Genomic DNA, 12,689 nt, shown 5'->3' on the forward strand with positions numbered 1-12,689 from the left:
TGGTGGTAACGTCAACAACACTACAGTCAGCAATGCTGTAACAGTGTCTGGCGGCGCAACAGTAACAACAGGTGTTGTTGGTACATCCCCAATCAACGGTGGCGGTTCTGCTTTGTCTCCAACAGCATTCACTGCTGGCGGTACATTCAACAGCGTTGCAGGCGTGAACGATAACTTCACAGGTAATGCAGCAGCGCTGGTTGGCACAACTGTCAATGGTAACGCTGGCGATTCAGACATGATCACCTTTACTGGCGGCGGCAGTATCGTTATTGGTGGTGGCAATACTATTACCAACATCAAAACCATCGCTACAGACAATACATCAACCGACGTGTACTTCAACGTTGCGACTGCAGGTGTTACTACCATCAACGGTGGCAGCGGTAATGACCGCGTTTTCCTGGCCAACTCTGGCAGCTCCATGCTGGCTGGCAATATCAACCTCGGTAATGGTAATAATCAGTTGACACTGGAAGGGAAGACTTATAGTGGTACTTTCACTGCCGGCTCTGGTACAACTGACTTGTTGATATTAGCAAATGGCAGCAATATTTCCGCAGCCAATATCACTGGTTTTGAGCAGGCATTGTTCACATCAAATGGTTCATTCACGATGACCGCTGCGCAGTGGGCTGCTTTCGCCACGGTGACTGCAGCAGGGACAGAAACGCTCACACTGACAACAGCGGGTACGGTTACAGCTCTGGCCAACACTGAAAACTACAACCTGGCTAACGGTACCAATACATTCACCGCTGCTGTTAATACAGCGAGCGTTGTTGGTGGTACAGGCGATGACACACTGAACATCAGCGAAGCAATCTATAACGCTACCATCGCTACTATCAACGGTGGCTTGGGTAATGATGTGCTGAACGTTGGTGCAGTAACCGCATCAATTAACTTGAGCACAAAAACAACTGGCGTTGAAACTGTCAATGTAACTGGTGGTACCAATGCTGCATGGACAGTGACAAATGAAAACGGCGCTGGCGTGACTTTGAACTTCACTAAGTCTGCTGCTACTAACATCAGTAATGTTGTTCTGGGCACAGGTGGTCAGACTCTGAATATTCTGGGGACTGGTACAGGTAACACCACCATTACTGGCGGTTCTGGTACTGATACGATCAATTTATCCACCACTGCAACGGGTGCTGATGTGATTGCTTCCGGTTCTGTATTGGCTAACATCGATACAGTGGCAAACTTCAAAATTGCTGGCGCGGACGTATTCAAAACTGGCACAGCAGCGACAACATTGAACCTGTTGTCCATCGCAACCGCTGACGTATCTACCCTGGCAGCAGCAATCGCTACAGCAGCAACTGCAGCTGGCGCGTCTCTGGCAGCAAATACCCAGGCTTACGTGATCACTGTAGCCGCAGGTACAGCAGCTGGTACTTATGCCTTCCAAAATATCGGTGGTACTGTAGGTACTGTTGATGCAACTGACTTTATCGTTAAACTGGTTGGCGCAGGTTCCATCGTCGCTGGCGACTTCATCGCTTAATTCGGTTGGTAATAACAGGAGAGCAATCTCCTGCATAGAGTGATAAAAACAAACGAGCCCGACACTGCAAAGTGCCGGGCTTGTTTGTAACTGTCGTCATCAGACACAGATACAATAAAATTGCTGCGCCTTTGCATGTGAAGCATCACAATCACCTCGAAGACACCAGCCAAATTTTTATGTACTCATTTCCTCGTTCGATCAAGTCAGCAAGACACGCCATGCGCACCTGCACATATGCAGGCATGTTGCTGTTTACTTCCACGATACACGCGGAGCCTTCGCAGACTACGCTACCAGACTGCAGCACAATACTGCCCTCAAAATATCAATGGCAGGCACTCGACTGGTCACATCTGCATGCTGCTGATTTACCACGCGCATTTAAAATTTTTCCTGATCAGCAGCCAGTTTGCGCAATGAATGCGGCCATGTGCCGCGAAGCCGAAAGCAAGAGAAGCATAGAAGTCGATGTGGCTGTGTTTTTCAAGGACTCTGCGATCTGGAGTAAGCCAGAACAGTTGCAGTCTTATATGGCACTCGTCAACCGCTATTACCAGCAGGCGCGCATTACTTTCAATTTCAAATTCCGTCCAGTAAACGAGTTACCCGCGTGGACTGAGAACCGCAATCAACTGACCATCATTTTTGCTACGGCAATGCCCTCCCCGGCAGGCAAAGTGGCCGATGCATTTGGCAATTTGCCCGCAGGTAAAGCAGTATTTAACGATGTACTTATGCAGCGCCAGGACAGACATGCCAATCCCTATTTCCTGATGGGCAAGCCTCTAGGGCATGAACTAGGTCATATACTAGGCCTGGCGCACACACAGGACAAGGCATTGTTGATGACCCAGGGCACATCGCCGCAAAACGCGCTGGATATATTGCCTGAGCAGGCACTGATCATGCGGGTCATGGCATTGCAGCGCTTTGGCGGTAAGCTTGATCCTGTAATTGCATGTCATTAAGAAAATTTGGCGCTGAACGAGTGTTGCTACTTCAATATTTTTCCAACTCAGCCCCCCAGTGAAATGTCACTGGCCTGTGCAGGCAAAGGTGCTTAACACGGATGGAAAAGGTAAAATGCCGGTATTCCGTCACTGCGAGCTACCATGACTGCCTCTACTACTCACACATCCCCGCAACAAATCACCATTACCCGCCCAGACGACTGGCATTTGCATGTACGCGACGGCGCAGCACTGGCCAGCGTGCTGCCGCATACAGCAGCGCAGTTTGCCCGCGCCATCATCATGCCTAATTTGAAGCCACCAGTCACGACAACTGAACAGGCTGCTGCCTATCGTGATCGTATACTTGCGGCTCTGCCAGCGGGCATGAACTTCGAACCGCTGATGACCCTGTACCTGACGAATAACACGCCACCGGATGAAATACGCCGAGCCAAGGACAGTGGCTTTGTGCATGCCGTGAAGTTGTATCCAGCAGGTGCCACCACTAATTCTGATGCTGGCGTGACTGATCTCAAAAATTGCTACAAGACGCTGGAAACCATGCAGGAAGTCGGCATGCCCTTCCTGGTGCATGGTGAAGTAACAGATGCCGAGATTGATTTGTTTGACCGCGAAGCTGTGTTCATCGACCGCGTCATGCAACCACTACGCAAAGACATGCCGGAATTGAAAGTGGTATTTGAACATATCACCACCAGTGATGCTGCTGCCTATGTAGCAGAATCTGGCGGCCCGATTGCCGCAACGATTACTGCCCATCACCTGCTGTACAACCGTAATGAAATTTTCAAAGGTGGCATACGCCCGCATTATTACTGCCTGCCAGTACTGAAGCGTGAAACGCATAGATTAGCATTGGTCAAAGCGGCCATCTCGGGCAGCAAACGCTTTTTCCTGGGTACTGATTCTGCCCCGCACGCCAAGGGTTTGAAAGAGCATGCCTGCGGTTGTGCCGGTTGCTACACTGCCTTGCATGCGATGGAATTGTATACCCAGGCGTTTGAGCAGGCTGGTGCACTGGATCAACTGGAAGCATTTGCCAGCTTCAATGGCCCTGACTTTTATCAATTGCCACGCAATAGCGGCAGCATCACCCTGGTGCGTGAGGACTGGCAAATGCCGGCAGAATTGCCGTTCGCCGATAGCAGCATAGTGCCGCTGAACAGTGGTGAAACCCTGCACTGGAAAATACGCATTGCATAAATTTGCCCTGCAATTCATGACGCCGCGTTTTTTTGATGACATAGACTGGTCGCAAGCCTGGTTTTCTGCAGTCAGGCCAGCGGCTCAAGGCTTGCTGGCCGCAGACGACTGGCGTGTACAACTCAATCAGTTTGCCGCGCAGGCAGGTTTGAGCAATCATCTTGAGCTGCCGTTACGTTTTATCACGCAGGAAGAATTGCCTGAGGGCGCGGCTTATGAAGCGCATATCAGTGCTACTGGCCTGGTGCCCACGCGGGAGAACCTGCATGATTTTTTCAATGCCCTGGTGTGGCTGACTTTTCCGGCCATCAAGCGGCAGTTGAATGCCTTGCAGGCTGCACAAATTGCTGCTTTGGGTATAGGCAAATCACGCGGCCCGGCGCGTGATGCTGCCACTATCTTTGATGAGAATGCTGCCTTGCTGATTCTTGCTGATACGACTGAAGGCGCGAACCTGATCGCAGCCTTGCGCACCCATGCATGGCAGGATGCCTTCGTCATGCAGGCAGATAAATTCGGTCGCTGTGCTGAAGTCTGGTGCTTTGGCCATGCCCTGATGGAAAAGCTGGTCCAGCCTTATAAGGCGATCACTGCACACACCTGGGTAGTGATGGTGGAGCCGGCTTATTTCACACTGGATGCAATCGCCAGACGTGCGCATATTGACGCCGTGGTGGCGCAGCAACTTGCCAGTCAGGCGTTGACAACAGCAAATTACACGCCATTGCCTGTGCTTGGCTTACCAGGTTGGTGGCCCCAGCAAGATGCGGCTTTTTATGAAGACCAGCATGTCTTCAGAGCAAAACGCCGACACTGAGCCCGGCGTTTTCAGAACTCAAGTTGCATCAATCAGACCGCAGCGCTGGTCTGCAAGATATGGAATAACTGATCTTTCAGGCTGAGACGTATTTTCTTCAAATCCTCTAGTGCGACATCACCCAGGTGTTCTGCGCCGTTTTCTGCACGATTGACGGCCTTGTCTGCCTCGTCATACTCAGTAAACAGCTTGGCAAAATGAGCATTGTCAGCTTTTAGTTCATGTATGGCTTGTTTGAATTCAGGGAACTCGGTGGAAAGAGGATGGTGATCAACTTGCATGGATACTCCTTTGACGATTGAGGAAAAGATTTTCCTTGTCTTCATGTTAAGCTTATAAAGTTCACCATCCTTGATCTACATCAAGGTAAGGCGAGAAATACTGCCTGCCGGTTTTTCAGATTTGCCACAGTGAAATGCTAATCAAAGAAGGCATAATCAATTTCAGGTAGAATATTTGTGCAACGCGGAGTACCTTCAGGTATATGCCATTGAGACTCAGGCTACTGCTTCTTTGCAAATCAATCAGGTCTGGATCCATGGTCTGGACAAATTCTGCCGTTATGGCTTTAGGCTAACACCGGAACTGGCTGCAACGATGTTCAGCAAGCACTCTCATCCTTCCGTATCAACAGGCCAGCAGACAGGGTGGCGTTCAGCTACTTTGTCCTTGCGTAAGGCCATCGTACTGGGCATAGGCCTGGGTATCCTGATCCCTGCCATCCTGCTTGGTTCTGTACTGGCCAAGGATAGTTATGAGCGCGAATATGATGTGCGCGTGCGTGGCCCGCTCAAGCAATATGCCAGCATGCTGGAACAAACCATGCCCGTGCCATTGTGGCAAGTCGATGCAACCAGCGCCCAGAGTTTTGTCAACTCAGTCATGCTCAATCCGGATGTCGTGCGCATTATTGTCGAAGATGCCGCCTTGGGCCGTTTCGTCCATGCTGAGCAGGCAATACAGCAAAGGCAGGGCTTGATCAGTGAAACCCGCAATATCCGCAAAGATGGCACGGTCATAGGCCGGGTCACGATAGAGATGAGCAGTTACTGGATGGAGCAGGAATTCCTCAAAAAATTCCTCAAGGGTGGTGCTGCCATCCTGGTGCAATTGCTGATTTCTTTTTTCCTGTTATGGCTGCTGTTCCAAAAACGCATGATGCGTCCCTTGCAGCAATTGCAACGCGATGTAGATCGCCTCGGTGAAGGACATCTGGAAGAAGTTGTCAGTGCCGCCCGGCCCGATGAACTGGGTAGCCTGGCCCTGGGGGTGGATTCCATGCGTTTGCGTCTGGGTGAGTTGATGAACGAGCAGGCCAGCCATAATGCCACGCTGGAGCAACGGGTTGCAGACCGCACCAAAGAGCTGAATGTATCGAACCAGGAATTACGCACAGCCCTCGATAATTTAAATAGTGCCCATGCCGAAATCCAGCGCAGTGACAGAATGGCCGCCCTTGGTTCGCTCGTGGCAGGTGTGGCCCATGAACTGAATACGCCGATCGGTAATTCAGTGACGGTAGCCAGCACTATCCATGACCTCAGCCGCGAATTCAACAAGAAAATGGTGCAGGGTGTCACCCGCGCGGCTTTGCAAAATTATATCGAGAATAACCTGCAGGCCAGCGATATACTCTTGCGCAATTTGCACAGCGCAGCTGACCTGATAGGCAGTTTCAAGCGCGTGGCGGTAGACAGGACCAGCGCGCAGCGCCGTTTGTTTTTCCTTGATGAAGTCGTCAGGGAAACCATGCTGACCATGGGGGGCAGCATCAGGCATCATGTGCATGAAGTCCGTATCAATATCCCGCCTGGAATACGCTTGGACGCCTACCCAGGTTTACTCGGGCAGATCATCAGCAACCTCGTCAATAATGCCATCCTGCACGGCTTTGATGGCCGCGAAAATGGCATCATCGATATCAGGGGACATTTGCTGGATACGGAGCCGGCCAAAGTGGAATTAAGCGTCAATGACAACGGTGTTGGTATTGCTGACATCAACCTCGGGCGTATCTTTGATCCCTTCTTCACCACCAAGCTGGGGCAGGGCGGCAGTGGCCTGGGTTTGAATATCGTTTATAACCTGGTGTGCGATGTGCTCGGAGGCAGCATACGAGTATCGAGCGAGCTGGAAAAAGGCAGCAGCTTTATCATGCAAATGCCACTGTGTGCTCCTGGTCATGCTGATGATATGGAGTAGTAAAGGTGGCGTAGTGAAGCTGAGTAGTGAAAGCGAATGGTGAAGACGAATTCAGTGATTGGACTTGGCCACATCAGACCAGCCTTGCGGACAATTCACCTGGGAAGACAGTTTTTGATATTCGCCAGAAGCGCGCAGCTTTTTCAAGCCATTATTGAATGCAGCAACCCTGCCCGCACTGGTGGGAAGGCCACGCGACATCATCAGGTGGGTAGTAAAACTTTCTGTCATCAGTTTTGGGTGCGCAGACAGTTGAGCCGCATCAGCAGGGGAAAAGTTCTTTGCCAATAAATCACAGGTGACGTTTCTCTCCATTGGGGCAATATCTACCCGTTTCAACAGCAAGAGCTTCAGGGCCGTCGTATCATTCGGCAGTTTTTCCATCTTCAAGTCACCCTTATTCGCCATGGCCCAGATTTCTGGCGTATAGGTATAGTCTTGTATCATCGCGATACGGTAAGGCTTGAGGTCGTCCAGCTGCTTCCATTTGAAGTCCAGGGCATTGCGATACACAAATACCCATTGCTCGGTGATGACGTTGTCACTCAGAAAAAAACTTGCATCATGCTCAGGTTTGTGACCCCAGTAAGCCGTGCCATCCCATTTACCTGCCCGGCTTTCAGCCAGTGCGCGTGACCAGGGCAGGAAAGTAAATTCCACCTGATAACCTTCGAGCTCAAAAGCGCGCCGTACTATGCTGAGGGCGATGCCTTTGTCTGCGCGGCTTTCGGTGGCATAAGGCGGGAGTTCACCTGTGGCAATTTTGAGCAATTGCCCTTGTGCCCATGACAAGCCAGGCAATAGCAGTATCAGTAGAGCAACAGCAAACCAGGATGAGCATGCTTTTTTCATGATACCGCCTTCATCGAAAAGGGATTCAGTAGCCTATCATCTGCCTTATTGCTATTTCTGGCAAGTCGCTGGCGTGCAACAGGGGGGGGCTGACCACAGTATGCAGGCCAAATCATGCTGGATCATGAATGACAAACATTAACGGGAGCCTGCGCTCCCGTTGTAATGTTGTGTTGTGACCTTATCTGGTGTTGCAGACTTATTGCTCGCGCAACCAGGTCTGTGTACGGCCAAACATCGGTGCGCCTATGTAGCCACGTACATTCAGCTTCTTGTTGTTTTCTATGATACTGAGTTTGCTGCTGTACAGCTTGCCATTGCCCGGATCGAGGATTTTTCCACCGGTGTATTCGTCACCCTCTTTTTTTAGGCCAGACAAGATGATCATGCCGACGATGGGCTGGTCTTTGTTGACACCTTCACATTTGTCGCATTTTGGGTTCTTTTCGGGCGCATCCGCTTCCAGAAACAGTTTTTCTATCTTGCCCTGCAATTCGCCAGCGGTTTCAGTGATGCGTATCAGCGCCTTGGGCTTGCCTGATTTGTCATCAATGCTCTTCCAAAGGCCAACAGGGCTTTCTTCAGCCTGTGCCAGTAGTGGGATGCCTGCGAATGCGATGAATGCTGATAATACGAATGGAACTGTTTTTTTCATGCTGTCTCCAAAAGAAAAACTGAGGTCTCTGATTTATGTGATTTGATTGTACGTGGCAAAATTTTCACCACGTACAATATTTTTAGAGTACCTACTTTAACCCATAGTACTGCCAGCTTAGTGACGCTACTTTATGCTGGTGGCAATTTGCCCAATTGTTCAAGCAGTTTTTGCAAAGTGGCTTTGAAATTTGCGAGGCGTTCTTTCTCAACCGCGATGACCTGTGCAGGTGCCTTGGCGACAAAGCCTTCGTTACCCAGCTTGGTCTCCAACTTGGCAATTTCACCTTCCAGACGGGCGACTTCCTTGCTGATACGTGCACGTTCTGCTGCCACGTCGATTTCCACTTTCAGCATCAGCTTCGATTCGCCAACGACGGATACCGGTGCCGGTGATTCAGGCAAGGCATCAACCACGGATACCTCAGACAGTTTCGCCAGTGCTTGCAGATAAGGCGCAAAAGATTGCAGGCGGGCCTTGTCTTCTGTATTCGCGGCCTGCAACAACAGTGGTACGCGCAGAGCAGGAGACAATTGCATTTCACCACGCAGGTTGCGGCAGGCGTCGGTCATGGCTTTCAGTGCCTGCATCCAGGCTTCTGCCGCAGTATCGACGTTTTCAGCGACAAACAGCGGATAAGGCTGGATCATGATACTGTCACCAGCCGGGTTCAAAGTCTTGCCTGCCAGCGGAGCCACTGTTTGCCACAGTGCTTCAGTGACAAAAGGAATGATAGGGTGGGCCAGGCGCAAGATCACTTCCAGCACGCGCAATAAAGTGCGGCGAGTCGCGCGTTGCTGCGCTTCATTGCCTTGCTGTACCTGTACTTTGGCGACTTCCAGATACCAGTCGCAATATTCATCCCAGACAAATTTGTAGATGGCAGAGGCGATATTGTCGAAACGGTAGTCAGCAAAACCTTTTTCTACCTCTGCCTCTGCATGTTGCAGCGTAGAGATAATCCATTTGTCGGCTTGCGAGTATTCCAGATCTGCTGCGCCTACATCTACGCCAAAGCCGCAATCCTTGTCCTCAGTATTCATCAAAACAAAGCGGGTTGCGTTCCACAGTTTATTGCAGAAGTTGCGATAGCCTTCACAGCGGCCCAGGTCGAAATTGATATTGCGACCCAGTGATGCATAGCTGGCCATGGTGAAGCGCAAGGCATCCGTACCATAGGCAGGGATGCCATCGGCAAATTCCTTGCGCGTGGCTTTTTCTATGCTGGCAGCCTGTTTAGGGTTCATCAGGCCAGCTGTACGTTTCGCTACCAGTTCATCCACTGTGATGCCGTCGATGAGATCGATAGGGTCCAGGGTATTGCCCTTGGACTTGGACATCTTCTGGCCACTGGAATCACGCACCAGACCATGCACATACACGGTATTGAACGGCACCTTGCCTGTGAAGTGCGTAGTCATCATGACCATGCGCGCTACCCAGAAGAAAATGATGTCAAAGCCGGTCACCAGTACCGACGATGGCAGGAAGTGTTTGATGTCCGGTGTTTCTTCTGGCCAGCCCATAGTAGAGAAAGGCACCAGCGCAGACGAGAACCAAGTGTCGAGCACATCATCATCACGCTTCAATGCGCCAGTGTAACCAGCAGCAATTGCCTTGGCTTGTGCACCGGCTTCATCATGCGCAACAAAGATTTCGCCATTATCGCCATACCAGGCCGGGATTTGATGGCCCCACCAGAGTTGGCGTGAGATACACCAGTCCTGGATATTGTTCAGCCACTGGTTATACGTCGTGGTCCAGTTTTCCGGGATGAATTTGATTTCACCATCAGCGACTTTTTCCAGCGCTACTTCAGCGATGGATTTACCTGGGAAGAACGTCCCTTCTGGTGCTGGTTTGCTCATGGCCATGAACCACTGGTCAGTCAGCATCGGTTCGATGATCACATTGGTACGGTCACCGCGTGGCACCATCAGCTTGTGCGGCTTGACTGAATCCAGCAAACCTAGTGCATCCAGGTCAGCAACGATTTGTTTGCGGGCGACGAAACGGTCCATGCCTTGGTATACGGCTGGGGCGTTTTCATTGATTTTAGCATCCAGAGTGAAAATGCAAATCATCTCCAGTTTATGGCGCTGGCCAACTGCATAATCGTTCAAGTCATGCGCAGGCGTGATCTTCACGCAGCCAGTACCAAATTCCTTGTCGACATAGCTGTCAGCAATTACCGGGATTTCACGGTCTGTCAGTGGCAGCTTGAGCATTTTGCCAACCAGGTGGATATAGCGTTCGTCCGTTGGGTCAACCGCCACGGCCACGTCACCCAGCAGCGTCTCTGGGCGGGTTGTTGCTACCGTCAGGTGGCCCGAGCCATCTGCAAACGGGTAGCGGATATGCCACATCGAGCCATCTTCTTCTTCCGACACCACTTCCAGGTCAGACACCGCCGTACCCAGGACAGGGTCCCAGTTGACCAGGCGCTTGCCGCGGTAGATCAGGCCTTGCTCCACCAGTTTGACGAAGACATCGGTCACACTCTTCGAGCGTTCGGCATCCATGGTGAAATATTCACGGTCCCAGTCGGCAGACGCACCCATGCGGCGCATCTGGCCGGTGATGGTGGAGCCCGATTTCTCTTTCCATTCCCACACTTTTTCCAGGAATTTTTCACGGCCCAGATCATGGCGCGAAATCTTTTGAGCATCCAACTGGCGTTCCACCACGATTTGCGTAGCAATACCAGCATGGTCAGTACCCGGTACCCAGGCCGTATTGTGACCGCGCATGCGGTAGTAACGCGTCAGACCATCCATGATGGTCTGGTTGAAGGCGTGGCCCATGTGCAGGGTGCCTGTCACATTTGGCGGTGGCAGTTGTATCGAGAACGAGGGTTTGCCTTCATCCATGGTGGCGGCAAAATATCCACGTTTTTCCCACTCGCCACGCCAGGATTGTTCGATTTCTGCGGGCTCAAAAGACTTGGCTAATTCCATAATATGATCTGCGGTGATTGCTAAACCTTTGATTATAAATGAGGAAAGTGCAGAAGGCGGTTTTTCCTGCGGATAGCATTTAATAAAATATGTTAAAGACAATAAATATTTTAAATCTTGTCATTTGTCGGCAGCAAAGCGACAAATGCCATATTGCTGTCATGCATCTGGCTTGTTGTTGCCGGAAAGATTGGATTAAGATGTTTGAAAATCTCAGGGGATATCATGAAAAGCCTGAACAATACGGCATATGCCCTGCATTTTGTCTTGCTGCTGATAGTCCTGCCTCAGCCTGTGACGGCTGAAGAACGGAATACGGAAGAAGACCTGGCCCTGGCCTATGGTGACAAATCCGGCGATAAATACGGTGACGAGTCTGTCATCAGCCTTGCCACAGGTTCGACCCTGCCTTTTGCGCCGCGCACCCGCCGTGGCGACGGTAATTACTGCTGCCGATATAGAAGCAACCGGTGCCACCAACCTGGATGGCATACTGGAAACCATACCCGGTTTGCATCTGGAACGTTCTACCGTATTGAATATGGCTACTTACGCCGTACGCGGGGTGTGTAGTGCGCTCAGTAAACCAGAAGTACTGGTGCTGATGAATGGCGCCCGCTTTGGTATCAGTCTGGGTTCCTTCAATAGCTGTGATACCTTGGTTTTACATGGAGATGAAAGGGGCCGCATCAATGTTGCGGTATCTGTGCAACATAGTCGCACCGCCGGGCTACGTGCTTTGGTTGAGCTAGATGCATCAAGGGGATTTGATCAGTGTGAATGCTAATCTGGTACTGAGGATAAAGAGAATGTGCACAACTGAATTGACGCTGCCCTGGCAGGCGCGACCAGGTTTGCAATCGGGCCTGATTCTGTTTCATCATCAGATGTCCGACATCGTCAGGACTGGTAATAACTGTCAGAATGAAAACGGTGGCAGGCAGAGAGGATCTGGTGATACCCCTCCGAATCTGAAGGACTACATCAAGCTGGGTTTGACCATAGAGACAAATAAAAATATACGGGTTGGGACTGGACTGTGATAGTGCGCAATCTCCTGAATGCCGATGTACGCGAACCCAGCCCCTACAGTACGACTTTTATCAATATGCCAAACGACATTCCCATGGGGGGCCGTTCGGTTTTTTTGCAATTTAGCTATAAATTATAGAAATGCCGAACATCTTTTATCGCGATGCCTGACCGCTTGTCGGGTGAATAAAGCAGGCGCATCAATTTCGATATGGGGGCGTGCGTAAATCTGTTAATGTTGATGGTTAATTCGCAGTATGGCTGTGGCAGCCTGATAGTTTGTTTGTAAAAAAACAGCAGTAATAATGGTAGCAATAATGGCAGGAATAACGATAGTAATAACGATAGTAATAACAGCAGGAGCGGCAAGCGCCACAAAAAGCAGGACGAAACTGTGTTGAAAATAGAAGAAGGAATAAAACGTTAGATGCTGGAAAAAGGCTGTTCTTATTTTTCTGATATCCATGCTTGCCGCCTC

General features: G+C 50.7%; 12 protein-coding genes. 7 read left to right on the forward strand and 5 right to left on the reverse strand.

The window, feature by feature from the left end; translation table 11 throughout:
* The 4 genes from ACO0LG_RS06295 to ACO0LG_RS06310 all read left to right on the forward strand — a co-directional run.
* Positions 1-1,516: beta strand repeat-containing protein (locus ACO0LG_RS06295; RefSeq protein ID WP_423024434.1), on the forward strand; the 1,516-nt coding region annotated here is incomplete at its 5' end.
* Positions 1,517-1,737: 221 nt separating this feature from the next.
* Positions 1,738-2,487, forward strand: coding sequence for a hypothetical protein (locus tag ACO0LG_RS06300; protein WP_423024436.1), 750 nt, complete (start codon positions 1,738-1,740; stop codon positions 2,485-2,487).
* 144 nt (positions 2,488-2,631) lie between these two features.
* Positions 2,632-3,696 (forward strand): dihydroorotase, encoded by a 1,065-nt coding sequence (pyrC, locus tag ACO0LG_RS06305; RefSeq protein ID WP_423024438.1) that lies wholly within the window; start codon positions 2,632-2,634, stop codon positions 3,694-3,696.
* Between the two features lie 16 nt (positions 3,697-3,712).
* Positions 3,713-4,513, forward strand: a complete 801-nt coding sequence (locus ACO0LG_RS06310; protein WP_423025557.1) for a DUF3025 domain-containing protein — start codon at positions 3,713-3,715, stop codon at positions 4,511-4,513.
* Between the two features lie 32 nt (positions 4,514-4,545).
* Here the strand turns inward: ACO0LG_RS06310 and ACO0LG_RS06315 are convergent, their stop codons facing one another.
* On the reverse strand, positions 4,546-4,794 hold the full coding sequence (locus ACO0LG_RS06315) for a YdcH family protein (RefSeq protein ID WP_423024440.1): 249 nt from the start codon (positions 4,792-4,794) through the stop codon (positions 4,546-4,548).
* A gap of 232 nt (positions 4,795-5,026) precedes the next feature.
* On the opposite strand from ACO0LG_RS06315, the gene ACO0LG_RS06320 reads away from it, so the two are divergent.
* Positions 5,027-6,715 carry a sensor histidine kinase gene (locus tag ACO0LG_RS06320; RefSeq protein WP_423024442.1) on the forward strand — a complete coding sequence of 563 codons (1,689 nt, stop codon included), beginning with the start codon at positions 5,027-5,029 and terminating at the stop codon, positions 6,713-6,715.
* A gap of 51 nt (positions 6,716-6,766) precedes the next feature.
* Here ACO0LG_RS06320 and ACO0LG_RS06325 read toward each other — a convergent pair whose 3' ends face one another.
* The 3 genes from ACO0LG_RS06325 to ACO0LG_RS06335 form a co-directional block, all read right to left on the reverse strand.
* The gene (locus ACO0LG_RS06325; protein WP_423024444.1) at positions 6,767-7,567 is read right to left on the reverse strand and encodes a substrate-binding periplasmic protein; all 801 of its coding nucleotides are present in this window, start codon (positions 7,565-7,567) and stop codon (positions 6,767-6,769) included.
* Positions 7,568-7,766: 199 nt separating this feature from the next.
* Positions 7,767-8,222: a DUF2147 domain-containing protein gene (locus ACO0LG_RS06330; protein ID WP_423024446.1), complete on the reverse strand. Its 456-nt coding sequence runs from the start codon at positions 8,220-8,222 to the stop codon at positions 7,767-7,769.
* Between the two features lie 131 nt (positions 8,223-8,353).
* Positions 8,354-11,179 carry a valine--tRNA ligase gene (locus ACO0LG_RS06335; protein ID WP_423024448.1) on the reverse strand — a complete coding sequence of 942 codons (2,826 nt, stop codon included), beginning with the start codon at positions 11,177-11,179 and terminating at the stop codon, positions 8,354-8,356.
* Between the two features lie 367 nt (positions 11,180-11,546).
* Between ACO0LG_RS06335 and ACO0LG_RS06340 the strand changes: the two genes are divergently transcribed.
* Both ACO0LG_RS06340 and ACO0LG_RS06345 read left to right on the forward strand, forming a co-directional pair.
* Positions 11,547-11,966: a TonB-dependent receptor plug domain-containing protein gene (locus ACO0LG_RS06340; RefSeq protein WP_423024450.1), complete on the forward strand. Its 420-nt coding sequence runs from the start codon at positions 11,547-11,549 to the stop codon at positions 11,964-11,966.
* Positions 11,967-11,988: 22 nt separating this feature from the next.
* Positions 11,989-12,222 carry a hypothetical protein gene (locus tag ACO0LG_RS06345; protein ID WP_423024452.1) on the forward strand — a complete coding sequence of 78 codons (234 nt, stop codon included), beginning with the start codon at positions 11,989-11,991 and terminating at the stop codon, positions 12,220-12,222.
* A 221-nt stretch (positions 12,223-12,443) separates the two neighbouring features.
* Here ACO0LG_RS06345 and ACO0LG_RS06350 read toward each other — a convergent pair whose 3' ends face one another.
* The gene (locus ACO0LG_RS06350; protein WP_423024454.1) at positions 12,444-12,677 is read right to left on the reverse strand and encodes a hypothetical protein; all 234 of its coding nucleotides are present in this window, start codon (positions 12,675-12,677) and stop codon (positions 12,444-12,446) included.
* Positions 12,678-12,689: the final 12 nt, after the last annotated feature.

This window comes from Undibacterium sp. Ji42W (genome assembly GCF_049340405.1).
GTDB lineage: Bacteria > Pseudomonadota > Gammaproteobacteria > Burkholderiales > Burkholderiaceae_D > Undibacterium.